Annotated in this window: 28 protein-coding genes; 11 read left to right on the top strand and 17 right to left on the bottom strand. The window is 44.5% G+C overall.

Going from position 1 to position 26,683, the window contains the following annotated elements; genetic code table 11:
* Positions 1-68 precede the first annotated feature (68 nt).
* From IM753_RS09655 to IM753_RS09630, 5 genes are all read left to right on the top strand, one after another.
* Positions 69-1,298, top strand: coding sequence for an NAD(P)/FAD-dependent oxidoreductase (locus tag IM753_RS09655; protein WP_194109196.1), 1,230 nt, complete (start codon positions 69-71; stop codon positions 1,296-1,298).
* A gap of 193 nt (positions 1,299-1,491) precedes the next feature.
* Positions 1,492-2,265, top strand: coding sequence for a nicotinamide riboside transporter PnuC (pnuC, locus tag IM753_RS09650; protein WP_194109195.1), 774 nt, complete (start codon positions 1,492-1,494; stop codon positions 2,263-2,265).
* A 118-nt stretch (positions 2,266-2,383) separates the two neighbouring features.
* Positions 2,384-2,830 carry a DUF962 domain-containing protein gene (locus IM753_RS09645; protein ID WP_194109194.1) on the top strand — a complete coding sequence of 149 codons (447 nt, stop codon included), beginning with the start codon at positions 2,384-2,386 and terminating at the stop codon, positions 2,828-2,830.
* 169 nt (positions 2,831-2,999) lie between these two features.
* The gene (locus IM753_RS09640; protein WP_194109193.1) at positions 3,000-4,667 is read left to right on the top strand and encodes a formate--tetrahydrofolate ligase; all 1,668 of its coding nucleotides are present in this window, start codon (positions 3,000-3,002) and stop codon (positions 4,665-4,667) included.
* A gap of 492 nt (positions 4,668-5,159) precedes the next feature.
* Positions 5,160-5,567: a hypothetical protein gene (locus IM753_RS09630; protein ID WP_194109191.1), complete on the top strand. Its 408-nt coding sequence runs from the start codon at positions 5,160-5,162 to the stop codon at positions 5,565-5,567.
* Between the two features lie 163 nt (positions 5,568-5,730).
* On the opposite strand, the gene nth is transcribed toward IM753_RS09630, so the two are convergent.
* A complete protein-coding gene (gene nth, locus IM753_RS09625) occupies positions 5,731-6,378 on the bottom strand; it encodes an endonuclease III (protein ID WP_115008341.1) in 648 nt (215 codons plus the stop codon).
* Positions 6,379-6,559: 181 nt separating this feature from the next.
* On the opposite strand from nth, the gene IM753_RS09620 reads away from it, so the two are divergent.
* Complete coding sequence (locus tag IM753_RS09620) at positions 6,560-7,153, top strand: 4'-phosphopantetheinyl transferase superfamily protein (RefSeq protein WP_194109190.1); 594 nt, start codon at positions 6,560-6,562, stop codon at positions 7,151-7,153.
* 132 nt (positions 7,154-7,285) lie between these two features.
* On the opposite strand, the gene IM753_RS09615 is transcribed toward IM753_RS09620, so the two are convergent.
* A complete protein-coding gene (locus tag IM753_RS09615) occupies positions 7,286-7,465 on the bottom strand; it encodes a hypothetical protein (RefSeq protein ID WP_227713128.1) in 180 nt (59 codons plus the stop codon).
* 113 nt (positions 7,466-7,578) lie between these two features.
* On the bottom strand, positions 7,579-9,951 hold the full coding sequence (locus IM753_RS09610) for a Lon protease family protein (protein ID WP_194109187.1): 2,373 nt from the start codon (positions 9,949-9,951) through the stop codon (positions 7,579-7,581).
* A gap of 168 nt (positions 9,952-10,119) precedes the next feature.
* Between IM753_RS09610 and rsmG the strand changes: the two genes are divergently transcribed.
* Positions 10,120-10,782: a 16S rRNA (guanine(527)-N(7))-methyltransferase RsmG gene (gene rsmG / locus IM753_RS09605; RefSeq protein ID WP_194109186.1), complete on the top strand. Its 663-nt coding sequence runs from the start codon at positions 10,120-10,122 to the stop codon at positions 10,780-10,782.
* A gap of 265 nt (positions 10,783-11,047) precedes the next feature.
* Positions 11,048-11,800, top strand: coding sequence for a ParA family protein (locus tag IM753_RS09600; RefSeq protein ID WP_065254978.1), 753 nt, complete (start codon positions 11,048-11,050; stop codon positions 11,798-11,800).
* Here the strand turns inward: IM753_RS09600 and IM753_RS09595 are convergent, their stop codons facing one another.
* The 12 genes from IM753_RS09595 to IM753_RS09540 all read right to left on the bottom strand — a co-directional run bounded on the left by IM753_RS09595 (position 11,801) and on the right by IM753_RS09540 (position 20,759).
* Positions 11,801-12,262: a threonine/serine exporter family protein gene (locus IM753_RS09595; protein WP_065254977.1), complete on the bottom strand. Its 462-nt coding sequence runs from the start codon at positions 12,260-12,262 to the stop codon at positions 11,801-11,803.
* Positions 12,262-13,086, bottom strand: a complete 825-nt coding sequence (locus IM753_RS09590) for a threonine/serine exporter ThrE family protein (protein ID WP_062498115.1) — start codon at positions 13,084-13,086, stop codon at positions 12,262-12,264. Before IM753_RS09590 ends, IM753_RS09595 begins: the two co-directional genes overlap by 1 nt.
* A 133-nt stretch (positions 13,087-13,219) precedes the next feature.
* Positions 13,220-14,152: an electron transfer flavoprotein subunit alpha/FixB family protein gene (locus tag IM753_RS09585; protein WP_065254976.1), complete on the bottom strand. Its 933-nt coding sequence runs from the start codon at positions 14,150-14,152 to the stop codon at positions 13,220-13,222.
* Positions 14,153-14,301: 149 nt separating this feature from the next.
* Positions 14,302-15,051, bottom strand: a complete 750-nt coding sequence (locus tag IM753_RS09580; protein WP_065254975.1) for an electron transfer flavoprotein subunit beta/FixA family protein — start codon at positions 15,049-15,051, stop codon at positions 14,302-14,304.
* Between the two features lie 424 nt (positions 15,052-15,475).
* Positions 15,476-15,688, bottom strand: a complete 213-nt coding sequence (locus IM753_RS09575) for a cold-shock protein (RefSeq protein WP_062498109.1) — start codon at positions 15,686-15,688, stop codon at positions 15,476-15,478.
* Between the two features lie 291 nt (positions 15,689-15,979).
* Positions 15,980-16,501 (bottom strand): hypothetical protein, encoded by a 522-nt coding sequence (locus tag IM753_RS09570; RefSeq protein WP_083108092.1) that lies wholly within the window; start codon positions 16,499-16,501, stop codon positions 15,980-15,982.
* Positions 16,502-16,534: 33 nt separating this feature from the next.
* Positions 16,535-17,557 carry a ketol-acid reductoisomerase gene (gene ilvC, locus IM753_RS09565; RefSeq protein WP_194109185.1) on the bottom strand — a complete coding sequence of 341 codons (1,023 nt, stop codon included), beginning with the start codon at positions 17,555-17,557 and terminating at the stop codon, positions 16,535-16,537.
* A gap of 46 nt (positions 17,558-17,603) precedes the next feature.
* Entirely contained in the window at positions 17,604-17,972 is a 369-nt protein-coding gene (locus IM753_RS09560) for a PIN domain-containing protein (protein ID WP_062498101.1), read from the bottom strand.
* A 46-nt stretch (positions 17,973-18,018) separates the two neighbouring features.
* Positions 18,019-18,204 carry a hypothetical protein gene (locus IM753_RS09555; RefSeq protein WP_194109183.1) on the bottom strand — a complete coding sequence of 62 codons (186 nt, stop codon included), beginning with the start codon at positions 18,202-18,204 and terminating at the stop codon, positions 18,019-18,021.
* Between the two features lie 37 nt (positions 18,205-18,241).
* Complete coding sequence (locus IM753_RS09550) at positions 18,242-18,529, bottom strand: putative quinol monooxygenase (RefSeq protein WP_062498097.1); 288 nt, start codon at positions 18,527-18,529, stop codon at positions 18,242-18,244.
* On the bottom strand, positions 18,529-19,041 hold the full coding sequence (ilvN, locus tag IM753_RS09545) for an acetolactate synthase small subunit (RefSeq protein ID WP_063514543.1): 513 nt from the start codon (positions 19,039-19,041) through the stop codon (positions 18,529-18,531). The genes IM753_RS09550 and ilvN overlap by 1 nt, the downstream gene beginning before the upstream one ends.
* Entirely contained in the window at positions 19,041-20,759 is a 1,719-nt protein-coding gene (locus IM753_RS09540; RefSeq protein WP_227713129.1) for an acetolactate synthase 3 large subunit, read from the bottom strand. The genes ilvN and IM753_RS09540 overlap by 1 nt, the downstream gene beginning before the upstream one ends.
* A 581-nt stretch (positions 20,760-21,340) precedes the next feature.
* On the opposite strand from IM753_RS09540, the gene IM753_RS09535 reads away from it, so the two are divergent.
* Positions 21,341-21,802, top strand: coding sequence for a hypothetical protein (locus IM753_RS09535; RefSeq protein WP_062498091.1), 462 nt, complete (start codon positions 21,341-21,343; stop codon positions 21,800-21,802).
* Positions 21,803-21,958: 156 nt separating this feature from the next.
* Here the strand turns inward: IM753_RS09535 and rpoN are convergent, their stop codons facing one another.
* On the bottom strand, positions 21,959-23,563 hold the full coding sequence (rpoN, locus tag IM753_RS09530) for an RNA polymerase factor sigma-54 (RefSeq protein WP_194109182.1): 1,605 nt from the start codon (positions 23,561-23,563) through the stop codon (positions 21,959-21,961).
* Between the two features lie 293 nt (positions 23,564-23,856).
* Between rpoN and IM753_RS09525 the strand changes: the two genes are divergently transcribed.
* Both IM753_RS09525 and IM753_RS13340 read left to right on the top strand, forming a co-directional pair.
* Complete coding sequence (locus IM753_RS09525; protein ID WP_065254971.1) at positions 23,857-24,723, top strand: nitrilase-related carbon-nitrogen hydrolase; 867 nt, start codon at positions 23,857-23,859, stop codon at positions 24,721-24,723.
* Between the two features lie 29 nt (positions 24,724-24,752).
* Positions 24,753-24,875, top strand: a complete 123-nt coding sequence (locus IM753_RS13340; protein ID WP_255518660.1) for a hypothetical protein — start codon at positions 24,753-24,755, stop codon at positions 24,873-24,875.
* 54 nt (positions 24,876-24,929) lie between these two features.
* Here IM753_RS13340 and IM753_RS09520 read toward each other — a convergent pair whose 3' ends face one another.
* Positions 24,930-26,075: a tyrosine recombinase XerC gene (locus IM753_RS09520; protein WP_227713127.1), complete on the bottom strand. Its 1,146-nt coding sequence runs from the start codon at positions 26,073-26,075 to the stop codon at positions 24,930-24,932.
* Between the last annotated feature and the right edge of the window lie 608 nt (positions 26,076-26,683).

Below are 26,683 nucleotides of genomic sequence, written 5' to 3'. Positions count from 1 at the left end.
GCAATTTTTATGCCCACTTTATTTTTATCCTTTATTCTCTACACTCATCATAAAATCATCACACCATCATGACTCATCCGACCCCATCATCGCCCAAGTCCGCCACCCACTTTGACGCCATCATCATCGGTGCAGGGGCTTCTGGGCTGTTTTGTGCTTTTCATCTTGCCGAACGTGGCAAAAGCGTGCTGGTGCTTGACCACGCCAACAAAGCTGGCAAAAAAATTCTCATGTCGGGGGGCGGACGGTGCAACTTCGTCAATATGGACGTGCGTTCTGAGCATTTTATCAGCCATAATCCGCATTTTGTACGGTCGGCATTGGCAAAATTCACGCCCCATCATTTCATGAATTATGTCTATAAGCATGGCATTGGTTTTCATGAAAAGTCGCACGGGCAACTGTTCTGCGATGACTCATCCAAAGACATCCTAAACATGCTCCTGACCGAATGCGACCATCATGGCGTAACCATCTGGCTAAACACCAAAATCAGCACCATCAACAAGAGCGACACATTCACCCTAACCACGCACAAAGACAACCGTGAGCATACCCTGTCTGCCCACTCACTCATCATCGCCACAGGCGGGCTGTCCATTCCCACGCTTGGGGCGAGCGGTTTTGGCTATCAGGTTGCCGAGCAGTTTGGACATCAGATACTGCCAACATCGGCAGGGCTTGTGCCATTTACCTTTACCGACCACATCGGAGCCATGGCAAAAGAGCTAAGCGGTATCAGCATGGACGTCATCGCTTTTAATGACAAAGCCCAATTTGCCCTACCGCTACTGTTTACCCATCGGGGACTGTCAGGCCCTGCCATGCTTCAACTATCCAACTACTGGCAAATCGGCGAGTACATTCACATTAACCTACTGCCACACATGAGTGCAGGCGAGCTGTTAATCAAACACAAACACACGCACCCCAAACAGCACATTCGCACCGCCTTACAACCCTATTTTGCCAAAAAACTGCTATTGGCGTTAGAGAGCCATTTTTGGCAACAGCACAAAGACAGCGATCTTGCCAACATCAAGGACAAAGAACTCATCACGCTTGGCAATGCCCTAAACGACTGGCAAATCAAGCCATCAGGCACCGAAGGCTACCGAGTGGCAGAAGTAACCCTTGGCGGTGTGGATACCCGTGATGTATCTAGCAAAACCTTTGAGAGTAAGCTGTGCGATGGTCTATACTTTATCGGCGAAGTGCTGGATGTCACAGGTCAGCTTGGCGGTTATAATTTTCACTGGGCATGGGCAAGTGGCTTTGCGTGTGCGATGGCGGTGTGAGTAGGTTTTATTGGAATTTTTTTAAATCAGCCCCATGTTTAGCCTTAATATCAGTGACTGATTCATCAAGGGAGAGTTATTAATTTAATCTCACACCCAAAAATCACCCAATAATCAACAAACCACCATTTTAGGTTAAGATTAGATTAAAATCACTTTTAAGTTTTTTGAAATAACTTCACTAAGGACACCCATGCAATTTAAATTTTTGGATAACATCACAGGATTTGGCGATAAAGATTGGTCAAAGCAATGGATAATCGCTTGGTTTGTGGTTGGGGTCATCGCCCTATTTGTCGGCTTTTGGCAAACCACCGAACACACAGGGCTTGACTGGTTTTATCTTATCGTCTCCTACATCGGGCTTTTGTGCGTGGTCGGCTTGTCCTTTCGCAAAAACGTCATGGGCAACGGCTTTGGTATGCTTGCCACGGCAGGCGAAGTGGTCGTGCAGGGCAGTCGTGGAGCGATTGGACTCATGCTTGCCCCACTCTTTAACTTTTTTACGCACGTTTGGGGCGTGATTTATTGGAAAAAGAACACGGACGCAGACGGCGATATGCTTCCGCAATCGGCAAATAAATATGTGTGGATAATTACCGTTTTATTTATCGGCATTGGCATTTATTTATTTCCAATTATCAATGATTGGCTTACCACTCATAATTACGCCATTTATCAAGATGACGGCACTACCTTTATGGGGATTAGCTTTTATACCATTAACATTTTGGCATTTATTTTATCCGTTACCGCCCAAGCCACGATGATAATGCGATATTCTTTTAATTGGTATTTGTGGATTATTGTTAATATGGTTTGGCTTATTGTCAATATCATGACCGCCAATTATATTTTTGCCATTCAGACCATGGTTTATCAGGTCAATGCCATTGTTGGGTTATATGGCTGGTATCGCAGTGAAAAGATAAATAAAACCAAAATAAATAATCAAAAATCCATTTAACAGTAATTTAAAAATCTTAACCTTAAATTTTTATCATGGCAAACGATTGACAATGTTTTTACAATGGGTTAAATTATATAAATAGCCATGGTTTAACCCACTTAAATAAGGACATTTTATGCACCCATTCAAATCCCAAAAACCCTTATCACTTTGGCTGTCCGAATATGCCGTCAGCCATCAAAATCCCACTAACAAACGCATTCATTATAATATCTGTGTGCCGATTATCTTTTTGACCATTGTCGCCCTACTTTATCACATTTCTGTGTATCTGCTCGCAGTCGTTACGATAGGCGTGCTGTGGTTTTATGTGCGATTGTCTTTGTCGTCCTTTATTGCCATGCTTGCCTTTTATGGGCTGTGTCTTGGTATTGCCGTGTTTACCCCTGTTGGTATTTGGTTTTGGGTTGGGGTGTTTGTGGTGGCGTGGATTGGGCAATTTGTTGGGCATAAAGTCGAAGGGGCAAAGCCGTCATTTTTTGAAGATTTGCAATTTTTGCTGATTGGATCTTTGTGGGTGGCATTTGCACTGCTTGGCAAAACCCCTGCCCGACAATCATAACCCCAATTTTGTCATGGCTTTTTGCTGATAAAATGATTATAATGTCATAATAATGTTCTGTTATGGCATTATTAACTTTATTTTATCAGTAATGACGGCTGTCTTGCCTTTTACAACCCATTTAATCACATTCCATTTAATCACATTGACATGATGTTAAGGACTTATCATGACCCAACTGACCGACGCCCAAATCGCCAGTAACGCCCTGGCGACCATCGCCCCCATCAGTGACATCGCCCACAAACTCGGGCTGTCCGACGACGACATTGAACACTACGGCAAATACAAAGCCAAAATCCGACACACCCCGACCACTGACCGCCAAGGCAAGCTCATCTTAGTGACCGCCATCAACCCCACGCCTGCTGGCGAAGGCAAAACCACGCTCGCCATCGGGCTGGGCGATGCATTAACCGCACTCGGTGAGCGTGCCGTGCTTGCCCTTCGTGAGCCATCGCTCGGTCCTGTGTTCGGCATCAAAGGCGGCGCAACAGGAGGTGGTCAAGCACAAGTTATCCCTATGGAGGATATCAACTTACATTTTACAGGCGATTTTCACGCCATCACCAGTGCCAATAACCTACTGTCCGCCTTGATTGATAACCACATTCATCACGGCAATGAGCTGGGCATCAACCCCAAAAAAGTGCTGTGGCGACGTGCCTTGGACATGAACGACCGCTTTCTTCGTCACGTCATGGGTGGCATGGGCAAACCCAGTGATGGCGTGATTCGCCCTGATGGTTTTGACATTACCGTGGCGTCTGAGATTATGGCGGTGTTTTGCCTAGCACGGGATTTGGACGACCTAAAAGAGCGACTGGGCAACATGATGGTCGCTTACCGCTTTGATAATACGCCTGTGTTCGCCAAAGATTTGCACGCCCAAGGAGCGATGACCGCCCTACTCAAAACCGCTTTTGCCCCCAACCTAGTTCAAACCATGGCAGGCACGCCCACACTCATTCATGGCGGGCCTTTTGCCAACATTGCCCATGGCTGTAACTCGGTCGTGGCGACACGACTCGGGCTGGCACTGGGCGACTATGTGGTGACCGAAGCAGGCTTTGGGGCGGATTTGGGGGCGGAGAAGTTTTGTAACATCAAATGCCGACTGGCAGAGCTTCGCCCCGATGCAGTCGTGGTCGTGGCAACCGTGCGTGCCTTAAAATACAATGGCGGGGTCGCCAAAGATGACTTGACTGGCGAGAATCTCTCCGCTCTGTCCCAAGGACTGCCCAACCTACTAAAACACATCGACAACATGAAATCCGCCTTTGGTCTGCCTGTGGTGGTCGCCATCAACCGCTTTGTCAGTGACAGCGATGCTGAACTTGCCCTGATAGAACAAGCCTGCCATGACAGGGGCGTGGCGGTGTCGCTGTGCGATGTCTGGGCAAAAGGCGGACAAGGCGGTCTTGACCTTGCCCAAAAAGTCATCGATGCCACGCACGCCCCCAACCACTTCACTCTGACCTACGATGATAACGCCAGTGTCAGCGATAAAATCACCGCCATCGCCACGACCATCTATGGGGCGGACGGTGTGTCGCTCACTGCCAAAGCCCTATCCGACATCAAAGCCATCGACAAATTGGGTTTATCACACCTGCCCGTCTGCATGGCAAAAACCCAATACTCACTCTCTGATGACCCCAAAGCCCTAGGCAGACCCACAGATTTTACCATCAGCGTGCGTGAAATCACCATCTCGCACGGGGCTGGGTTTTTGGTTGCACTCTGTGGCGACATCATGAAAATGCCTGGACTGCCCAAAGCCCCTGCGTCCATGAGCATTGATGTGGTTGATGGGGAGATTGTGGGGCTGTTTTAGACAACCAAGAATCCATTTGATGATTAATATCGGCTATGGAAAAACCTGCCATAGCCGATATGCCAGATCGGCAGTTGTTTTTAGCTTTTTATAAACCGCCAGTAAGGGAAAAACAAAATTAACACTTAGCCATAATCCAAACATGTTTTGCCTATATGAAATTTAAATTAATGATAAATGATTATTTAAACCAATTTTTCATTTTTACTGATTGGTAAGTTATCATCACTTTATCTCACAAAAAACTGAATATATACTTCTTTATCATCATATACCCCTAAGGTTTTGCTATAAAAATGACATTTGTTATTTTTATCAGAATAAAAGGCTTCGACATCATGCGTTTCATAAATAGTATTTGGGTTTTGGGTTAGCTGATGATTTAATTTGGCGATATTATCATTTAATTGTTCAACATCTTGATGAAATTCAGAATTAGCACCAAATAACACTTGAATATATAAGCAATATCATAAAAGAAGGCTCAAAAAGATGAATTTTTTTGGCTATATTTCTATAAACGCTGTTCTTGCACAAATGCTAGGCGGACTTTTAATAGGCATGGTTGCAGGTTTATGTGCACCGTCGGGTTATGAATTAGCCCAACCTATTGAATACAGACAAAAAGTATGGTTTTGGAAAAAGTATCATGAGTTTTCATTTTTATATCTGTTCAAGCATTTAATAAAAATTTTTATAGTAATATTTTTATTGACTTATATTAACATATACATTACAAGGATATTAAATGTGGCACCCATGTCCAAACATTCTCCACATTTATATATCTTGGGAATTTTCTGTGCTATTGGATTTTTGATTTTTAAATTTTTACGCTATATATATTTCAAACGCAAACTAGAAAATATATTAAACAAAGAAGATGATAAAGTACGTTAGATATCAATAGTTCCGTAGGTGCGTACCACGCACCTTTTAAATAAAAAAATATTGGCATACATGACGCACCCCATACCCAACTGATGATTACGCCATTCAAGCGGTATTTTGGCAATTAAAATACGAGTGGGTAACGAAAGTGGATTATTTTAAGGCAAAATAGCTACGCCAAATCCGCCCATTTGTCCTTATCCTTAAACATACATTCATCAAACACCACGCACGAGCCACATTTTGGCGAGCGAGCCATGCAGGTATAACGCCCATGCAAAATCAGATAATGATGAGCGTCCACAAGATACTTGGCAGGAATGCGTGTCATGAGAGCCTTTTCTACCGCCAGCACCGTTTTGCCTGTGGCAAGCCCCGTGCGATTGCCCACCCGAAAAATGTGCGTATCTACCGCCATGACAGGCTCGCCAAAGGCGGTGTTTAGTACGACATTGGCGGTCTTTCTGCCCACACCTGCCAACGCTTCTAGCTCGTCTCGGGTGCGTGGTACTTGTCCGCCATGCTTGTCTAGCAGGTCTTGGCAGGTCTTGATGACGTTGGTTGCTTTTGAGTTGTATAGTCCGATTGAGTTGATATAACTCTTTAAGCCGTCCAGCCCCAAATCCAAAATCGCCTGTGGGGTGTTCGCCACAGGAAATAGGCGAGCGGTGGCGATGTTCACGCTTTTGTCGGTGGCTTGGGCGGAGAGCATGACAGCGATGAGTAGCTCAAAATCGGACGAGTAGTTGAGCTCGGTTACAGGCTCTTTGATATGCTCGGACAGCTTGGCAAAAAACCGCTCACGCTTGTCGGCATTCATCGGGCGAGAGGCTGGCGTGTCGGCAGTTTTGGCGGTGGCGAGCTTGGGTTTTGTGGTTTTGGCTTGGGTGGTTTTGGCGGTCATGGCAAGGGGCTAGACAAAATTGGTATTGGCGATTATTATAGCACAATTACACCGCCCGTTATTTTAAAAATCTCAATATCATTTTTATGCCCTACTTATGATTTATTTATACCACACGCCTTTATCAAATATCATCTTTGATAATTTAACACCGCTTGATAAAAAGTTAACTATTGCCAATCATCGCCATGCTCATTTAACGCATTTTTGTCAAAATAATCATTTGCCCATACCCATTTATGATAAATATGATAATGGCAAACCCTTTATAAAAAATATCCCCAATCTGCATTTTAATCAATCGCATTGCCAAAATGATTATGCCCTAATATATAGTTTGACCATTAAAAATATTGGCGTGGATATTGAAAACATTAATCGCCATTTAAATAAAAATGCCCTTGCCAAACGTTATTTTCATGATGATGAATATCACGCTTGGCAACAAAGTCAAGATGATAAAGCGTGGTTTGTCTATTGGACGATTAAAGAGGCGGTATTAAAAGCACATGGTTTGGGCATTCGTCTGCCACTACATGAATTAAAGGCGGTATTTATGACGGACGATAGCGGATATGTGTGTCATGATAAGATTGGCAAATTTTATTTTAAAAATATCTGGGCAGGCGAATGCGTGATAACGGTAGCATATCCGTTTGATTTTGGGGCAGTTGGGATTATTGGGGTGTAGGTTTTTAGGTTTTGAATAGGTGTGTTGTGGGAGAAAATCATTTTCCCTATGGTGGATTATGGGTTTTGGGCGAATTGCAATTCGCCCCTACACATCTAAATTTAGGGTGTTTTTTATTAAACAATACCAAATTTATTTATCATTGTCGCCTTTCGGCTCGCCACAATGCTGGCAATGATTGCTAAATAAGGCAAAGCTGTTTTTAAATAGATAACCATAACTTGATTTATAAAAACTCTCACCACAAAAAGGACAAATGCTTTTGGCTAATAAAATGGCACTCATGATATAAAAATAGATAAAAATAACCATAATTGCAAAACCGCTTTGAATAAAATAAAAAACGGTTGGCATGACAATAAATGGGCTATATACACAGACATTTCGCCAAAATATCATGCTTTTATATGCTTTTATTTTATCATTCATTTTTTACCTTCATTATCATCATCTTCCCACGCCATAAGCCGTCTTACGATTTTGCCAAATAGCGTATGCTTTTTATAATCGCCTTTTTTATTTTTATCATGAATCGGCATATCGGTCAAAATAAACAACGCTTCATAAATGCTACTCACCGCATAAATATGAAACTCGCCACGCTCTACCGCCCCCACGACATTATCAGGGAGCATGAGTTGTCCGATGTTGGTTTTTGGGATAATCACGCCTTGCTCGCCTGTCAGTCCACGCTCAAAGCAAGCGTCAAAAAAGCCAATGATTTTTTCGTTCACACCGCCAATCGCCTGAGCGTCCCCAAGCTGATTCATAGAGCCTGTGATTGCAAGTGATTGATTTATCGGCATATTTGCAAGGGCGGACAGTAGCACGGCACATTCGGCAAGGGTGGCACTGTCGCCATCAATGTGGGCGTAACTTTGCTCAAAGGCAAGGCTTGCTGAGAAGTTCAGTTCGGCAAATTGACTAAATAATGAGCGTAAAAAGCTCGTCATGATAAGCATTCCCTTGGCGTGCAGACTTCCGCCAAGCTCCACGTCTCGCTCTATGTCTAGGATTTCGCCCGTGCCAAACTTAGGGGCGATGAGTGCGGTGAGCCGAGCAGGTAAGCCAAATTCGCTGTCGGCATAGGCAATCACGGTCAAGGCGTTGATTTGCCCGACTACTCGTCCTGTGGTATTGATAAGCTGTTGTCCGTTTTGAATCTCTTGCCAATACAATTCTTTTAAATAACCCTTTCTCTCTTTGATGTCATCTAAGGCATTTTGGACGTGGGTTTTATTGACGGTTTTTGGGCTATTTTTATTATCATTTTCATGAGAATGATTTAAATAAAACTGCCGTGCCGATTCTACCACAAGCTGTAATAATCTATCACTGTGCAAATCCAATTTGTCTTTATCATCAGCATAGACGGATAATTCATCTAATATCGCCCCAAATGCGGTATTATCAAATATGGGCAATGCTTGTTTTTTTATCATATCAGCGATTTTATGGGTGATAAATAATTCGCTGTCGTGATTGCGTGGCAGGGTGTCATTAAAATCGGCTCGGATTTTAAATAGGTTATTAAATTCAGGTTCAAATTCTAATAATTCATAATATAAATCAGGTTCGCCCAATAATATCACTTTGACCGACAATGGCGTACTATCAGGCGATAAAGATACCGAGCCTGTTAGGGTTAGCATTTGTTCTAGACTTGATATGCTAAGCGATTTTGATTGTAAGGCTCGCTTTAATCCTTGCCACGCATAAGGGTGTTCTAATAACGATGATGCTTCTAATAACAAATATCCGCCATTGGCTTTATGCAATGCCCCTGCCCGTATCATGCTTGCGTCCGTCAAAATCGTGCCAAGCTGAGTGATGTATTCAATATGTCCCAACAGATTGGGGTGGGTGGGCATATCTTCAAAGACAATGGGCGAACCGCTATTTGGCGTATGGCTGACCGCCACATTGACATAATAGCGATTGGGGATATTTGCCGTTTTTACCATAAAGTCTTCATCATGCTCTACGATAAATAGGATATTTTCTATGATGTCTTTTTGATAATCAGTTAAATATTGGCTGATTTTTTTATCGGATTTTGTAACATATTTTTTTAAAATTGGGGCAAATAATGGCGTGATGATTTTAATCAAAAGTGTTTCGTGAAGTTCGTCTATTTTTTGATTGACTTCATCATCTAAATTATCCAATTCTATGTTTATTTTGGTGAGTTTTTTTTGCAATTTATCAAGGGCAGTATTGTTAATGGGTTTTTTATCGTCAATGGGGGTAAATACCGCTTTTTGGTCGGCAGAATGTAATAAGGTCAAATTATGACTTTTGGCGGTGGCGTTGATTTCATCAAGCAAATTTCTTTCTTGTTTTTGGGCGGATTGCTTAATGGTGGTAATGCTGTTTTGGTAGCTGATGCTATTAAATTTGGCGATGATTTTTTTATACAATTCATGCCAAAGTTTGTGCATATCTTTGGCAAAAATCGCCCCTTGACCGCTCGGCAATGTCAGTGCAATGGGGTGGCGTGGTGCGTCAAAATTATGCACATAGACCAAGTCGGGCGGGGTCGGCTCGTGTTTGGCACGCTCGGCAAGCAAGCGTGTGATGAGCGTGCGTTTGCCAAGCCCGTTTTCGCCCACGGCAAAGACGTGGTAGCCGTTTGCCTTGATGTCAAGGGCGGTCTGTATGGCATTGACGGCTCGGCGTTGCCCAAAGTCGTGCGGTGTGGGGCGTGCGTGCGTGCTGTCGGGCGGTAGGGCGTGGGTGTCGGTGTAGCGTTTTAGGGCGGTGTGGGGCAGGCGGTAGGGGGCGAATTGGTCGGTCATTGTTGTTATTAAAATATGAAAAAGGGATATTTTAACAGATTAAAACGTGATAAAATAGGGGATTTACAAATTGACGGTGTTTTTGCGTTCGCCCTGAGCTTGTCGAAGGGTGTATAGCAAAAAGCCGTTAAAATCAACTTAAACAACCCAATTATTATTTATAAAAACATGACTTATCATAAAATATCCACCCATGCCGATGAATTTGCTCGTGAATTAGAGCGAGTTTCTGATAAGCTAAATTTAACATTTGGTGAAGTGCAAATAAAACAACTGCTCGGCTATTTGGATAATCTTTTGCTTTGGACAAAAGCGTATAATTTGACCGCCATTACCGCCCCAAAAGAGGCGTTTATCAAGCATATTTTGGATTGTTTGGCGATTGTGGCGGATTTGCCGTTTGCTGATAAATCAGGCATAAGTGTGCTTGATATTGGCACAGGGGCAGGTTTGCCGTCTGTGATTATCGCCATTATGCGTCCCGATTGGCACGTTACCGCCCTAGATAGCAATGGCAAAAAGGTGCGATTTATCCGTCAAATGGTGGGCGAATTGGGTCTTGCCAACGTCAATCCTGTGGCAAGTCGCATTGAGGACTTTGACGGGGCATTTGATGTTATTACGTCTCGGGCGTTTGCCAGTCTTGATGATTTTGTCAATCTTGCCAAGCCGTACTTAAAGGCGGACGGCGTGTTATATGCTATGAAAGGTAAAATGCCAACGTCTGACGATATGGTAAATTTGACAGATTGGCAAATTGACATTAAGCCTATTTTTGTGCCACAAATGAGCGATGAGCGGTGTGTGGTGTATTTAAAGCGTTGGCAGTAGTTCAAAAAGTATGCTGAACTAGGTTTTCCGTTCGCCCTGAGCTTGTCGAAGGGTAGCGGAAAACCGTTATGGTTCGACAAGCTCACCACGAACGGTTTTCTTAATAGCATACTTTTTAAACCAGAACCAAAGCGTTAAAGTTATTTTAAAATTTGGACGTGTAGGGGCAATTTATTCGCCCAAAGGTATGGTTAATTAACAATACCAAAAATTGAAATATTGGGTAATTTACCCTAATCTAACAAATTGATAGTAAAGGTATTTTATGGAAATTATCGCAATCGCCAACCAAAAAGGCGGGGTCGCCAAAACCACAACGGCGGTTAATCTGGCAAGTGCGTTGGCACTTATCGGCAAAAAACGGGTGCTACTCATTGACCTTGACGCACAAGGCAACGCCACAACCAGTCTGGGGCTTGATAAAAATGAGCTAGATTATACGGTGGCGGACGTGTTGCTTGACGATGTGCCACTTGTCAAGACCATTGTGGCAAGTCAGCACCTTGATGTGGTGGGGGCAAACCGTGATTTGGCAGGGATTGATGTGTCGCTTGCGGACGTGGCGGACGCACCGCTTTTATTAAAAAATGCCCTACAAAACGCCAAGCTAGACTACGACTATGTCATCATGGACTGCGCCCCAAGTCTTAGTATGCTGACCGTGAACGCCCTTGTCGCCACAGACGGCGTGATTATCCCCATGCAGTGCGAGTATTTTGCCTTAGAAGGCATTGCTGATTTGATAGATACGATTGAAAAGCTGACCCAAATCAACCCCAAACTGCACATTCGTGGCGTGGTGCGGACGATGTATGACGGGCGAAGTACGCTTGCTCAAGATGTGTCGGCGGAGCTTGAAAATTATTTTGGCGAAAAATTGTACAAAACGGTCATTCCAAGAAGTATCCGATTGGCAGAAGCCCCAAGTTTTGGCAAATCTATTTTTGAATACGAAAAATCGTCCAAGGGGGCTATCGCTTATCATCAGCTCATGAATGAAGTGTTGGGACAGCCTTAACTACACAATGGGCTTTCTGCGATAAAACAAAATCCCTGGAATCGACAGCCCCAACACCAATGCCGAGATGACAAAAATCGCTTCAAAAAAGTAAGTCATCATCAGTACAAACAGCTCCATACTAAACCCAAAATACCCTATCTGCACCATACTCACCATTGCCTTATACGCCACGATACCCGGCATGAGAAAAATCACGCTCGGCACGATGAGTGCCTTTGGCGGTAGCCCATGTTGCTGAGCAAAATACACCCCCAAAAAGCTCGGCAACATCGCCCCAAAAAATGTCGCCACCGCCAGATGACTCCCCACCGCCAACAGCCCTGTTTTGGTAACATAACCCAATGCCGTCATGATAAGACACAGCCCGACATAACGTCTCGGTAGCGTAAACATCAAGCACCACCCCAGCGTAATCACGCAAGACAGCCCCACATTCGTCAGTAGCGTTAGCACGGTCATCACAGCCCCCAATGCGGTATGCGTAACAAAATCAAGGCGATGACAATCCCCACACACGCCGACAACGTCAGCATGGTTGCAAACATCCACCGCCCTACCCCCATGTTGATATACCCCTTTAAAATGTCCGATAAGGCGTTAATGATAGGAAAGCTCGGCACCAGTAACAGCACGCTAGACGCCACCGCCACATCGGCATTGACCCCCAGCTCTAAAAAGTACGCCACCGCCCCAAGTAAAGTCGCCACAAAGGCGGTGATGATGACCACCACAAAAGGGTTAAAATGATGAGCGGACAGATACATGCGAGTGCGTATGGCACAAAACCCTGCCACGAGCGTTACCAGCGAGATAGCCAAACCACCGCCGTTAAGATAAGCAAAACAAGCACAGGACATACCCACAAAAAATGCCATGAGCGTGTTGGGATATGTGGTGCGGTCAATATTATCCAGTCGCTTTTCGGTGTGGGTAACGGCGTGTTCGTCTCGTCCGCCTGCTTGTCTTTGACGTTCGACATCTAGGACGATTTGCTGAATCTGCACCAAGATACTCACATTAATCCCCTGATGAACGGTGTTGCGTACGGTTGTGATACAATGTCCATTATACAGCGTGGTGAGCGTAATGGCATTAAAAGACAATCCGCATTCCACGCCCCCAACGCCCAACGCCACGCCCAAACGTTTGGTCAAATCCACCACAACCACTGACTCCGCCCCATACTGCATGAGCAACAACGCACAGCGAACGCACAGGCGAGTGATTCGCTGTTGCTCTTCGTGCGACAGATAGGGCAGTTTTTTGGGCATCACATCGGACATGGCAGAGATAACGGCAAATGGCTAAGAATAAGGCGATTATTGTAATCCAAAATGGACGAAAAATACAGTATGAACTCGCCTAATAAAAAACGCACTTGATATCATCAAATGCGTTTTTGGTAAGTCTTATCAATTACAATTTAGAAGTCAGCTCAGGCACTGCCACTTGATAATCCGCTTCCAAGAAATAATCCGCCACACTCGCAATCGGAGCTTCTGGGTCGGTGTTAATCGCCACAATGGTCTTAGAGTCTTTCATACCTGCTAGGTGCTGAATCGCTCCCGAGATACCCACGGCAATGTACAGATTTGGGGCAACGATTTTGCCGGTTTGACCCACTTGCAAATCATTGGGTACAAAACCTGCGTCCACCGCCGCACGGCTAGCACCCATGGCGGCACCGAGTTTGTCCGCCAGTGGCTCGATGTATTTGGTAAAGTTCTCGCCACTTGCCAACGCTCGTCCGCCTGATACCACGATATTGGCAGATGTTAGTTCTGGACGGTCAGATTTGGCAAGCTCTTCACCCACAAAGCTAGATTTGCCACTATCACCGCCCACGCTCACGCTCTCAACGCTTGCACTACCGCCTGTGGCAGGTGCCGAGTCAAACGCTGTACCACGCACGCTTAGCACGATTTTATCTTCTGCCGATTGTACGGTTGCTGTGGCGTTACCTGCATAGATAGGACGCTCAAAAGTCTTGGCATCAATCACTGCCGTGATGTCTGATACCATGCTCACATCAAGCAGAGCTGCCACACGGGGCAAAAAGTTCTTACCTGTCGTGGTCGCAGGGGCGATGATGTGGCTATATGCACCGGCAAGCTCTACCACCAATGGGGCAACATTTTCGGCAAGCTGATTGGCAAAGGCAGGGTTATCAGCAAGTAGCACTTTACTCACGCCTGATACTTGGGCGACGCTGTCGGCAACGGCTTGGGCGTTTGAGCCTGCCACTAATACATGAATGTCGCTGTCAATTTGACTGGCGGCGGTGATTGTGGCAAGGGTCGCCGATTTTAATTCTTGGTTGTCGTGTTCAGCATAAACTAATACGGTCATGGCTGTATCCTTTTTATCTTTACAATAGTCAAATAAATGGTCAAATTAATTTGGGAGATGTAAGGGCAAATCACATTTGCCCTAATTTGGACTTATGGGTGAATAAATCACCCCTACATTTCCACATTTTAATTAATTTTGAAATTACTTTAAATTACCTTCGCTTCGTTTTTAAGCTTATCAATCAACTCATCAACGCTCGCCACTTTTACGCCTGCACTACGCTCGGCAGGGGCTTTGACTTTTAATGTGGTCAGTTTAGATGTCATGTCCACGCCAAAATCGGCAGGGGTTTTGGTGTCTAGTGGCTTTTTCTTGGCTGCCATGATATTAGGTAGTTTTGGAAAGCGTGGCTCATTAAGACGCAAATCTGTGGTAACAACCGCAGGCAGTGGCAAATTCACGGTTTGCAAACCACCGTCAATCTCACGAGTTACTTTGACCGCACCGCCTTCTACCACCACTTCGGATGCAAAGGTGCCTTGACCGACATTCATGAGTGCCGCCAGCATTTGCCCTGTTTGGTTATTATCATCATCAATGGCTTGCTTGCCGAGTAGGATAAGCTCTGCCCCTTCGGCTTCTGCCACGCCTTTTAGGATTTTGGCGACTTGTAGCGGATATGGTTTGGCGTCCGTCTCAACCAATACCCCACGGTCAGCACCTAATGCCAATGCCGAACGCAGTTGTTCTTGCGATTGACTGGTGCCGATAGATACAGCGATAATCTCGCTTGCCACGCCCTTTTCCTTTAAGCGAACCGCTTCTTCAATGGCAATTTCACAAAATGGGTTTACGCTCATCTTGGCGTTGGTCAAGTCCACGCCAGACTCATCTGCTTTAACACGCACTTTGACGTTGTGGTCAACAACACGCTTGACGGCAACTAATACTTTCATGGTTACTCCGTTTTTTGGGTTTTAAAAATTTAATAAAAATATATCACATTTATCAGCTTTATGCCATGCTAGATTGTCTAAAATTTACAAATTTTGGTCAAATACTTAACGTGAATGAGCAGTCATTTTTATTTTTGGCGGTTTGGGTATATGGAAATTAGGTAATGAAAAACAGCACTCTTTTAAAAATCTAACCATAGGATAAATTGCAATTTACCCTTACACGCTTTTCCAAAACATAATCCTTTAACGTTAAAATACACCAATGACAGTAAAGTGCGTACCACACACCCTACCATGCGACAAATGAATTTTTTAAAATTAGCATGGGTGCGAATTAGGGTTAATTGATTATACATTGCTAAAATAACAAAAACAAAAAGCACCCAAATTGCTTTGAGTGCTTAATCAATGATATTGGCAATTAGATTTTTTCAATCTCTTCGGCTTGTGGGCCTTTTTTGCCTTCGCCTAGAATGAACGCCACTTTTTGACCTTCGGCTAGGGTTTTAAAACCAGAACCAGTAATGGCACTGTAATGGGCGAATACGTCTTGACCGCCTGCGTCTTGGGCGATAAAACCAAAACCTTTGGCTTCATTGAACCATTTAACGGTACCAGTAACTTTGTTTGACATGAGAGTTTTCCTTGAAAATGGGGAAATAATGGCAAAATGCCGTGAAAATATTTATGTTGCCAAAACCGCAAAATAAGTTAAAGATACGACGCTTAAACTCTATATCAAACCGATAAGTTGCCTTAATGGTTCAGTAATAAATCTAACATACGCCCTGATACCAGCACTCGTCCGCAAGTTATCAAAGTCGTTTTTTCGCACAAGGCGAGCAAAACACAATCTATGGTACATAAATACCGTACAGCTAGTATAACAAAGTTTTCATCAAAAAGGGGATTTATTTTTGTAATTTTACAAAAAAGGCAAATCGGTATAAGGCAAGGCAAGCATACTCACGCAAAGCACGGCAAACACAAGGGCAAACGACTGCGAATAGGTGAGATATTTGCTTGGTAGGACAATGTCTTTTGGGTCATCAGGCAGGTCATCTCCGATGAGTTTCGCCCCTTTTATCCAGCTTAGCAATGAATACACGCCATACACCACTGGCACACTCATCAATACCCCGTCAAATTCTAGAAAATACAACGCAAGCCCCGACACGATGAGCCATGATGACGTTAAAATGCTAATAACGACAAAGGGCGTGTTTTGGGGCAATTTGCCACCGTTACGGGCAACCCACGCCGACTCCACCCAAATCAAAATGGCAATGATAAGACTTGCCAAAATATACAAAATGGCAAAATCGGACAAACTGTTTAAAAAATGGTGAATATTATAAGCTATCATTAAAAAATAAATCTGCACAAATGTGCTATTATACGCTGATTGGGGCGTGCTGGCAAGGCATGAAAAAACAACCGCCCACATGGACGGTCATTTTTATTTAAAAAGAAAATTAAATTAGTTTTTCTCTTTATCAATGATTTTGTTACCGCCAATCCAAGGCATCATCGCACGAAGTTTTGCCCCAGTTTTTTCAATTTCATGCTCGGCAGTGTTACGGCGACGGGCAGTCATTGACGGGTAGTTTAGCTGACCTTCGGCGATAAACATTTTGGCATATTCGCCTGATTGGATACGCTTCAATGCATTTCTCATTGCTTCACGAGATTGGTCGTTGATGACTTCTACGCCTGTAACGTATTCGCCATATTCTGCGTTGTTAGAAATTGAGTAGTTCATGTCGGCAATACCGCCTTCGTACATCAAATCTACGATGAGCTTCAATTCGTGCAAGCACTCAAAATACGCCATTTCAGGGGCATAGCCTGCTTCTACTAGGGTTTCAAAGCCCATTTTGACAAGCTCAACCGCACCACCACACAGAACGGCTTGTTCGCCAAATAGGTCGGTTTCGGTTTCGTCTTTAAAGGTTGTCTCAATGATGCCCGAGCGACCACCGCCCACGCCTGACGCATAAGACAAAGCCACTTGCTTGGCGTTGCCTGACACATCACGCCAGATAGCGATAAGGTCGGGGATACCACCGCCTTTAACGAATTCAGAACGCACGGTATGACCAGGGGCTTTTGGAGCAACCATAATCACATCAAGGTCGGCACGGGGCTCAACTTGGTTGTAGTGAATGGCAAAACCGTGAGCAAAGGCAAGCGTTGCACCTTGTTTGATATTTAGCTCAATGGTCTCTTTATAAAGCTGACGCTGAAATTCATCAGGGGTCAAAATCATCACCACGTCCGCACCAGCGACCGCATCGGCAGTTTCGGCAACTTTTAGACCAGCGTTCTCGGCTTTTTTCCAAGAAGCAGAGCCTGCACGCAAGCCTACGGTTACATCAACGCCAGAATCTTTTAGGTTTAGGGCGTGGGCGTGACCTTGTGAGCCGTAGCCGATAATGGCAACTTTTTTGCCTTGAATGATAGACAAATCACAATCTTTGTCATAATAGATATTTAAGCTCATACGAGTTTCCTTAAAATAATGCCCGTAATTTAAGGGCGTGGGTTAATTAAAAACTTATTCTGTTTAGATAATTATTGACTTTTTTATCAAAAGAAAAAATTACGCTATTATCAATGATGCGATAAGCAATTAACAAGCAATCCATAGAAGTTTCTTTAAAAATTGATAAGGATTTTAGGATAACTGACTTATTTTCACTTTCAATCACATCATTTTCAAATAGTATCAAAAGTTTATCAGCAATCAATGCTCCGTCAATTTTATAAACGCTTTGTAATACGTGAATGACTTCATAAATGACGGCATTTAAACAAATCACATCATTATCATCAATGATTTGCTTGGCTTGTTGGCTTAATATATCGTGGTCTTGCAATAAAAAACGCAACAAAATATTTGTATCAATCAATGCCATATTTTTTTCCTGATTGCCATCTCTACCGCTTGTTCTTCTTTTGGCATTAAGTCAGAATTCGCAAATTGTGCCAACCCCCCCCTGCAAAATCGGATTTTTTGGTTGGTTGTGATACAAATTGATGTAAGGGCATTAAATGCACCTGCTCATCTTTGACAATGACTTGTAGTTGTTTTTCATCTTTGATGTATGCCTGCACCATTGGCGGTAGGCTGGCAAGCTCTATAATCATTTTTATCTCCTTAAATCATTTTAGTAGATAATCAATACTAATCATCTATCATGATTAACGGCTCATAATGTCGCTCTACATCAGCAGATACCACGCCCCACGCAGACAAACGCACACGAGCTTGATGAAAGTCGAAGGCTTCTTTGTTCACAAATTCTTCATAAACCCAAAACTTATCGACATCGCTGTTGTCTTGTGTGATTTGAAATATCAAACAACCACTTTCTTGGCGTGTTAAGTCAATGTGTTTTTTAAGTTCATCTAAAATAACTTGCCGATTGGTTTTAGGAATGATGATATGACCTTTTAAGACAACTTTTGCCATCACAAAGAAAGCGTCCGCTCGCCCCGTGCAATACCAATCACGCCAGAGCGTACCACTTCTAGGATTTTATCACGTCCGATGACATCAATAAAACCGTCTAGCTTGCCTGCATCCCCTGTGATAAGAATGGTATAAAGATTTGCCGACACGTCCACGATTTGGGCTCGGAATATGTCCGCTGTACGGTACACTTCTTCACGGTATGCCCCTGTCGCTCGTACTTTGATTAGCATAAGCTCACGCTCAATCTGACTGCCGCCAGAGACTTCCGATAGATTTTGGACTTTGACCACTTCAATGAGTTTATGAAGTTGTTTGGTAATCTGCTCAATCTTATCGGCAGTGGTAATCGTGGTCAGGGTAAGCCGTGATAACGTGGGGTCTTCGGTGGCGGCGACGTTTAGCGTATCAATGTTATAGCCACGCTGACTAAACAGCCCAACCACACGAGACAGCGAGCCTGCTTCGTTTTCCATAAGTACCGAAATCAAGTGTTTTTGTAACTGTGCCATTAGGTACGCTCCCCTTTTGATAACCACATATCACGCATGGACTGCCCTGCCACTTGCATGGGATAGACGTGCTCACTTCTGTCCACATACACATCAATAAATACCAAACCGTCCATTTCTAGAGCCTCTTTTAGCTCCTCCTCCATAGTAGCAGGGTTGGTGATTTTTACGCCTTTATGCCCATAGCTTTCGGCAAGTTTGACAAAATCAGGCAAGGATTTCATATAGCTTTGGGCGTGGCGACCTTCGTACAGCATATCTTGCCACTGTTTTACCATGCCAAGTTGGGCGTTGTTTAAGTTTAAAATCTTAACAGGCAAATTATACTGCAAGCACGTTGATAGCTCTTGGATATTCATCTGAATGGAGCCTTCGCCTGTGATACAAACGACCGTCTTTTCAGGACAAGCCAATTTTGCCGCCATGGCATAAGGCAGACCTACACCCATAGTACCAAGTCCGCCAGAGTTTAGCCATTGGCGTGGCTCGTCATATTTATAATAAAGGGCGGCGAACATTTGGTGCTGACCGACATCGGACGTGATAATCGCTTTACCGTCCGTGAGCTTGCACAGCGTTTCAACGACACGTTGTGGCATAATCGCATGGACAGGTGCGTCCGTGTCATCGCCATAACGCAAGCCATGACGTTTACGCCATTCGTTGATTTGCGTCCACCAGTCGGCAAGGGCGTGTTCGTCTAGGCGTTTGTCGCTGGATTTGACAATATTTACCATTTCGGTCAAGACAGGTTTGACATCGCCCACGATAGGGATATGAGCGTTAATGGTTTTTGAGATAGACGTTGGGTCAATGTCAATATGGATAATGGTTGCGTTTGGGCAGAATTTTTTGACGTTGTTGGTAACACGGTCATCAAACCTTGCCCCCACCGCCAAAATAACGTCCGCATGGTGCATGGTCATGTTGGCTTCATAAGTGCCGTGCATACCGAGCATACCGACAAACTGCTCGCTCGTGGCAGGATATGCCCCTAGCCCCATGAGCGTGTTGGTAACGGGCAAGTTTAACAAATTGGCAAGTTCACGAAGTTCATCGCTTGCCCCGCCTTGCACCACGCCACCGCCAGAGTAGAGTACAGGGCGTTTGGCAGAAAGTAGTACGTCTAGGGCTTTTTTGATTTGACCGCTATGTCCTTTGGACGTTGGCTGATAAGAGCGAATGTGAATCTCGCTTGGCATAAAGTAGTCAAATTTATCGGCAGGGTTCGTCATATCCTTTGGAATATCCACCACCACAGGGCCGGGACGACCTGAGCTTGCGATAAAAAAGGCTTTTTTGATAATCGTGGGAATCTCGGCAGGGTTACGCACTTGAAAACTATGCTTGACCACAGGGCGAGACACGCCAATCATGTCGCATTCTTGAAAGGCATCATCGCCAATCAAGGTGCTTGGCACTTGCCCTGCCAGTACCACCATAGGAATAGAATCCATAAACGCTGTGGCAATGGCGGTTACGGTATTGGTAACGCCCGGCCCTGACGTGGCTAGCACCACGCCTGCACGTCCTGTAACACGGCTATAAGCGTCCGCCATGTGTCCTGCCGCCTGCTCATGGCGAACTAGGATATGCTCAATCTTGTCTTGCTTAAATAGGGCATCATAGATATGTAGCACCGCCCCACCAGGGTAGCCAAAAATATGGGTTACGCCTTCATCAACTAAGGCTTGCACAAGTAGCTCCGCCCCACTCATGGCAACGGTTTCGCCACGGGCAAGTTTGGCTTGATTTTCATGGAAATGTTTGGCAGCGTCTGCCGTCTGAGTATGCCCCGTCATGTTGGGGGCTTGGGTGGTTTGCTCTGTCATATCAATCCTTTTTCCCAAAATGGGTTAACAAACAAACTTACCAAAGACGTGGTACAAGGACTGACAAATGAAGTGAAAATGTCGTCTTGCAGACCGGTAAGTCCTGTGCAATGTTAAGCCGATATGAATAAACGGTAATCTATTCGCTTGGACTTAACAAACGTCTTTTTGATAAAGAACGCTGACTTCTATAACTAATTTTTATAAGTTAAAAAACTTTTGACAAATTTAGTTATTAAAATTAAGATTTGGCTATCTTACCCCAAAACATCTTTTTTGCCAATAGTTTTTTAAAGATTATTGTTAATTTTTTCAAATAACACCAAAATTTGTTCAAAAAGCGACAAATACCGCATTTATTCGCCTAATTGGTCTTGATTTTATCGTGGTTTTGTTGCAATATTAGCATTAATTTTTTGCCGATTTTGGATGGGCAATTCACACCGTCCAACAGTAAGGATTTTTTCATGAAACTTCATACCTTAACCGCCCTACTTCTTAGTGTTGTCACTTTTGGCATTACCGCCAATGCCAATACCACCATCTATGAGAGCATTGGCAAGCATGGCGAAGTGGTTTATAGCCAAATGCAACCAAAAAATACCACCAATTTTAAAGTTCACTCCATGCGTAATGATGGGCGTGTCGCTGATGCAGGTCAGCTGTCAGAACAAACCCAACAACAAGCGGCACCATCACCCGAAGCTCAGCGTATTGCCGACCTAGAACAGCAAAATCAAGCCCTACAAAATCAAGAGCTTGCCAATCGCTGTCAGTCATTGCGTGCCAACTTTGCCAACCTAACCATCGGTGGTCGTATTTTTGAGACCAACGCCAATGGCGAGCGAGTCTACCTAAATGATCAAGAGATTAGCTCAAAACGTCAGCAACACCAACAACTGATTAATCAGTACTGCCAAGGTGTATAAGACACGCCATGCCACTCATGAGAAAAAACTCCACACTTGAGCGTGGAGTTTTTTATGGCTAGGGCGTGTCTGCCATTGATAACATTTTTATAAAATAAGATGAAAATTTAACACTTTAATCCATTTTTCATGGCAAAGACCAAAGGCAGGCACGCCCTAGATTTTTTGTTTGCGTAGTGTTGATGGCAAAATCCCCATCGCTTCACGATATTTGGTTACGGTTCGCCGTGAAATACTTACGCCCTGCTCTTCTAACACGCCAGTAATATAAGCATCTGACAGTGGTTTTTTGGGGTTTTCGTTTTGAATCATGCTTTGGATTTGGGCGGAGATGGCAGTTGATGATATCTCGCCATCTTCACTGCCCACACTGGATGAGAAAAAGTACTTTAAGGGATACAAGCCCTGCGGGGTGAGCATGGTCTTATTGGTGGTCAGTCGTGAGACGGTGGACTCATGCAGTCCAATCTCATCGGCGACATTTTTTAGGGTCAAAGGAATCATCGCTTCCACACCCCGCTCCAAAAACCCCTGCTGGCGACGAACGATACAGCCTGCCACTTTAAGCAAATTTTGGTTACGCTCATCAATGCTGCGAATGAACAGACGGGCATCATTTAGCTTATCTTTGAGATAAATATTATCATCGCCATCATCGCCTTTTTTGATGAGACTGGCGTATTCTTGGTTGATTTGTAAATTAGGGATAACTTCTTGGTTTAGCACCACTCGCCATACATCGGTGTCGGTGACATTAGCCAGTGACTTCTTGGCATATCTGCCTTTGGTCTCTTCTAAGGCGATGACCAAAATATCAGGAATATCAATACTTTGGTCGATACTGCCTTCATTTTTATAAAACTCAGATGCAGGCTCGGGGTTAAGACTGCGGATAATCGCCATCGCCCCTTTTATCTCAGCAGAGCTTAGGTCGGTGTCTTGCATGAGTGCCTTGATGTTGTTCGTCTCCAAATGAGTGGTCGCCCCAAGCACCATATAAGCTTCATCAGCAAAAGGCAGATCAGGGTCATCTTTGGTCAGCTCGTCAAGTTGCAATCTTAGGCACTCGGGCAGATTTCTCGCCCCGACGCCCGTTGGCGAACACGCCTGAATGCGTTGTAACACCGAGACAATCTCAGGCGGACTAATCGTCTCTTCCCACTGATAAAAACTGGCAAGGGTCGCCAAATTCTGATACAACTCATCCACACCCAGACGGATATAACCCATCTCATCCATGGCGTCCAGCAAATAATCCAAAATCAGCGACTCTTTGGCATTCATGGGACTAAAATTCATCTGAAAACGCACATGCTCTTGGATGCTGGTGTGAGTCGCCCCCAAAAACTCATGCTCATCATCATGCCTGCCTGCCAAACCAAAATCGCCATCATACTCAAAATCAGGGGTATAGACATTATCCCAGTCACTGTCCATCGCCCCGTCATCCAACCCCGACTCAGTCAGCTTATCATAACTGTCACTCTCAAAGGACTCATCAAAACCATCTGAGCCACCTTGACCGTCATTTTTTTGCCAATTATTATCCGTCCAATCGTCCAAACTTAGCTCATCACGGTCAAACTCCGTCTCAAAACTCTCATCAACCCGTTCAAGCAAAGGATTACTGTCTAACTTCATCTGCACTTCTTGCTCCAATTCAAGGTGCGACAAAGCCAGCAAGCGAATCGCCTGTTGCATTTGTGGGGTGAGTTTTTGGGATTGGTTTAAGCCAACGCCCAAGCCAAATGAGAGACTCATGGGTGTACTACTGTCCTAATTGTTAAAATATCTACTAACTTTTAAATTTTACAACATTTTGGCATAATTTTTGCATAGATTTTGCCAAAAGGCGTAAATTTTACGACATAACACCCCAGTAACGCCCATCATTGTTATTTTATAACTTATTTTCCCACCTAAAATCTCATCACAACCCCATCCATCATGACCATTACACCAACCATCAAGTCACCCCAAATTTATCCAAAAGTTGCCTAGCTTGATAAATGGCTTTATAATAAATTCAACATCATGCACCAACAAGGACAACCATGCCAAAGATTGCCAACATTCAGCTAAATTCCCAAGATAACATTGATAACAACCTAGCCATTATCAAACAGGCGGTCTCCACCGCCAAACAAAACGGGGCGGATTTGGCAGTTTTGCCCGAAAATGCGTGTGTCATGGGGTCACAACGTGAGCTTGCCAGTCGTTTTGATGAGATGGTGGATTTTTATGCACGCCTTGCCCGCGATACGAGCATTCATATCTTAGCAGGGACACTGCCTTGCCCCACTCGCCCCGATGGCACGCCCATAGACGGCAAATTAGACGGCAAATTTCGCCAATCCAGCCTACTGTTTGACAATACAGGCACACTCATCGCCCGCTATGACAAAATCCACCTGTTTCGGGCATCGGTGGCGGACGGTGTGGGCAGTTATGATGAAGGTCGCACCTTTGAAGCAGGCGATACACCTGTCGTGGCTCACTGTGTGCTGGACGGTGTGGCAGTTGGCATTGGCATGACCGTGTGTTTTGATGTGCGATTTCCCACACTTTATCAAAAACTTAGAGACATGGGGGCGGACATCATCACCGTGCCGTCTGCCTTTACCCACACCACGGGCAAGGCTCATTGGCAATCCTTGCTAACCGCTCGCTCGCTTGATGGTCAATGCCTTATCATCGGCTCGGCACAAGGTGGCACGCACCATTTCACCCACAAGGACAAACCCCAAACCCGCCAAACGTGGGGGCATGGCATGATGGTGAACGCAAACGGGCAAATCGTGGGTAGTACAAATACGACAGACGGTGGCGATTTTACAATCATTTATGCTGATTTTGATAAAGATGAGCAGGATAATATTCGTAAAAATATGCCGATATTTGAATGTCGGGTGGAGTTATAATTAGGGCGTGTTGAACTTTGGTATTTGCAATGAAAAATGAGAAAAATCGCACGTTTTTCAAGGAAAAAACGCAGGCTGATAGTTATTCTATCAGACAAGTTTTTGACGCAGAAAAACAAGATTTAGCCATTTTTCATGCAAAAATGGATTAAAATTATCAAATTTTCATCTTATTTTATAAAAATGTTATCAATGTTCAACACGCCCTAGGACTTTTTGGCGGTCGCCCTAGGATGTGTCTTATCATAAACCTTGGTCAGCGACCCAAAGTCCACATGGGTATAAATCTGCGTGGTGCTAAGATTACTATGCCCCAACAGCTCCTGCACCGCACGCAAATCACCACTCGATGACAACAGGTGCGACGCAAAACTATGCCGAAGCAAATGTGGGTGCAAACTCTGGGCGATGCCTGCCCGAGTGGCACACAGTGACAGACGAAGTTGTATCGCACGCTCGCTTAGCCTTTTGCCGTGTCGCTCACTAATAAACAGTGCCTTGACGGTACTGGTAGGCGTAATGCCATCAGGCTTGGCAGTTTTGGCGACTTTTTTGGCTTGCCATGATGTGCGATAAGGCAGGTAGGCATTGATGGCTTGTATCGCCTTGGTGCCGACAGGGACGACACGCATTTTTTTGCCTTTGCCCAGCACCCTAACCGATTTGGCGGTCAAATCCACATCCGCCACATCAAGCGATGCCAGCTCCGCCAAACGCAGACCGCTACTGTACATCAGCTCAAACATCGCCTTATCTCGTACCCACAAATCCGCCTGCTCGGGGTCATCGAGTGGGGCTTGCTCCAACAGCTGTGTCATCACATCCACATCCAACACCACAGGCAAGGGCTTGGGGGCAGATTTTAGGCGATAACCGATGGTCGGGTTGCAGATACTCACTTTGCTGTCTGTTGTCCGCTCCTGCTCCTTGATGGCAAACTGATAAAACCGCTTGATGGCAGAAATGTCCCGTTTGACACTCACTGTCTGCACCCTATCCTGCTCCAACCGTGTCACAACATACCACTCCAAATCCTTGGGGCGACAGTCCTGCCAGTCCACGCCATAACGCCCCAAAAACTCGCCAAAGCGGTGCATGCTCGCCCGATACGCCGACAGCGTGTGGGGCGAATAATTCTGCCCTGTCAGTGACGACAGCCAACGCTCTATCGCTGATAACAGAGTCTGACAGACGAACTGAGAGACAGTCTGAGTCTTGGCTTGTCTTGGGTCTGTATCATGGCTAATGGGCATATCATGAGCCTGCTCTGCTTGCCTAGCTAGGCTTGGCAGATGGGCATCACTGGGTGACTGGGCGGAGTGGGTCTGGTTTAAAATGGCGGACAGTCGCATGGCTATGGGTTATTGTTGGGTAATGCTAGATAAATATTGGATAAATATCGGGCAAATTATTGGGGTGGATTTGATGAATCGGCAAAATTAGATTGGGGCTTTTAAGAATAACCACACCTAACAAACTTGATATTTGCTACGGCTTTGTAGGAATGTGCTTTCCACGCCTTTTAATGCCATCATTTTTATGGGCGTGCACAGTACGCCCCTACATCCAAACATCATTGCGTTTGTATTAGGGCGTGCCTACCATTGATAACATTTTTATAAAATAAGATGAAAATTTAACGCTTTTATCAATTTTTGCATGAAAAATGGCTATCCGACCACTTAATTTGGAAGGTTAAGTTAAAATTTTAAAATTTACATGGTTAAGTGGTCGGATTGTTTTTCTTCGTCAAAAGCTTGTTTGATAGAACGACTATCAAACTTCACTTTTTCCTTAAAAAACGTGCGATTTTTCTCATTTTTCATTGCAAATACAAAAGGCAGGCACGCCCTAATTTTAAAATTTCTTGGGCGTATCTTACCACGATTTGTCATGACAGCCAAATCATTTTGGATTATGTTAAATAATTTTCCCAATTTTCCCAATTTTCCCAATTTTC

The sequence above is a fragment of the Moraxella sp. K127 genome, assembly GCF_015223095.1.
Taxonomy (GTDB): Bacteria; Pseudomonadota; Gammaproteobacteria; order Pseudomonadales; family Moraxellaceae; genus Moraxella.
The sequence above is the reverse complement of the archived record's forward strand: the minus strand, read 5'-3'. Positions and strand labels throughout refer to the sequence as shown.

What these genes read in the sequence shown, in the direction of transcription:
- IM753_RS09590 (WP_062498115.1), bottom strand. Translation starts at nt 13,086, where the DNA reads ATGTCCGATGTGATGCCCAAAAAACTGCCCTATCTGTCGCACGAAGAG.
- IM753_RS09580 (WP_065254975.1), bottom strand. Translation starts at nt 15,051, where the DNA reads ATGAAAGTATTAGTTGCCGTCAAGCGTGTTGTTGACCACAACGTCAAA.
- IM753_RS09610 (WP_194109187.1), bottom strand. Translation starts at nt 9,951, where the DNA reads ATGACCGACCAATTCGCCCCCTACCGCCTGCCCCACACCGCCCTAAAA.
- IM753_RS09550 (WP_062498097.1), bottom strand. Translation starts at nt 18,529, where the DNA reads ATGGCAAAAGTTGTCTTAAAAGGTCATATCATCATTCCTAAAACCAAT.
- IM753_RS09620 (WP_194109190.1), top strand. Translation starts at nt 6,560, where the DNA reads ATGATTTATTTATACCACACGCCTTTATCAAATATCATCTTTGATAAT.
- ilvN (WP_063514543.1), bottom strand. Translation starts at nt 19,041, where the DNA reads ATGGCACAGTTACAAAAACACTTGATTTCGGTACTTATGGAAAACGAA.
- rsmG (WP_194109186.1), top strand. Translation starts at nt 10,120, where the DNA reads ATGACTTATCATAAAATATCCACCCATGCCGATGAATTTGCTCGTGAA.
- IM753_RS09525 (WP_065254971.1), top strand. Translation starts at nt 23,857, where the DNA reads ATGCCAAAGATTGCCAACATTCAGCTAAATTCCCAAGATAACATTGAT.
- IM753_RS09600 (WP_065254978.1), top strand. Translation starts at nt 11,048, where the DNA reads ATGGAAATTATCGCAATCGCCAACCAAAAAGGCGGGGTCGCCAAAACC.
- IM753_RS09645 (WP_194109194.1), top strand. Translation starts at nt 2,384, where the DNA reads ATGCACCCATTCAAATCCCAAAAACCCTTATCACTTTGGCTGTCCGAA.
- IM753_RS09595 (WP_065254977.1), bottom strand. Translation starts at nt 12,262, where the DNA reads ATGACCGTGCTAACGCTACTGACGAATGTGGGGCTGTCTTGCGTGATT.
- rpoN (WP_194109182.1), bottom strand. Translation starts at nt 23,563, where the DNA reads ATGAGTCTCTCATTTGGCTTGGGCGTTGGCTTAAACCAATCCCAAAAA.
- ilvC (WP_194109185.1), bottom strand. Translation starts at nt 17,557, where the DNA reads ATGAGCTTAAATATCTATTATGACAAAGATTGTGATTTGTCTATCATT.
- IM753_RS09615 (WP_227713128.1), bottom strand. Translation starts at nt 7,465, where the DNA reads ATGGTTATTTTTATCTATTTTTATATCATGAGTGCCATTTTATTAGCC.
- nth (WP_115008341.1), bottom strand. Translation starts at nt 6,378, where the DNA reads ATGAATGCCGACAAGCGTGAGCGGTTTTTTGCCAAGCTGTCCGAGCAT.
- IM753_RS09570 (WP_083108092.1), bottom strand. Translation starts at nt 16,501, where the DNA reads ATGTGGGCGGTTGTTTTTTCATGCCTTGCCAGCACGCCCCAATCAGCG.
- IM753_RS09585 (WP_065254976.1), bottom strand. Translation starts at nt 14,152, where the DNA reads ATGACCGTATTAGTTTATGCTGAACACGACAACCAAGAATTAAAATCG.
- IM753_RS09555 (WP_194109183.1), bottom strand. Translation starts at nt 18,204, where the DNA reads ATGATTATAGAGCTTGCCAGCCTACCGCCAATGGTGCAGGCATACATC.
- IM753_RS09630 (WP_194109191.1), top strand. Translation starts at nt 5,160, where the DNA reads ATGAATTTTTTTGGCTATATTTCTATAAACGCTGTTCTTGCACAAATG.
- IM753_RS13340 (WP_255518660.1), top strand. Translation starts at nt 24,753, where the DNA reads ATGAAAAATGAGAAAAATCGCACGTTTTTCAAGGAAAAAACGCAGGCT.
- IM753_RS09520 (WP_227713127.1), bottom strand. Translation starts at nt 26,075, where the DNA reads ATGCGACTGTCCGCCATTTTAAACCAGACCCACTCCGCCCAGTCACCC.
- IM753_RS09575 (WP_062498109.1), bottom strand. Translation starts at nt 15,688, where the DNA reads ATGTCAAACAAAGTTACTGGTACCGTTAAATGGTTCAATGAAGCCAAA.
- IM753_RS09560 (WP_062498101.1), bottom strand. Translation starts at nt 17,972, where the DNA reads ATGGCATTGATTGATACAAATATTTTGTTGCGTTTTTTATTGCAAGAC.
- IM753_RS09655 (WP_194109196.1), top strand. Translation starts at nt 69, where the DNA reads ATGACTCATCCGACCCCATCATCGCCCAAGTCCGCCACCCACTTTGAC.
- IM753_RS09540 (WP_227713129.1), bottom strand. Translation starts at nt 20,759, where the DNA reads ATGAGTGGGGCGGAGCTACTTGTGCAAGCCTTAGTTGATGAAGGCGTA.
- IM753_RS09640 (WP_194109193.1), top strand. Translation starts at nt 3,000, where the DNA reads ATGACCCAACTGACCGACGCCCAAATCGCCAGTAACGCCCTGGCGACC.
- IM753_RS09535 (WP_062498091.1), top strand. Translation starts at nt 21,341, where the DNA reads ATGAAACTTCATACCTTAACCGCCCTACTTCTTAGTGTTGTCACTTTT.
- pnuC (WP_194109195.1), top strand. Translation starts at nt 1,492, where the DNA reads ATGCAATTTAAATTTTTGGATAACATCACAGGATTTGGCGATAAAGAT.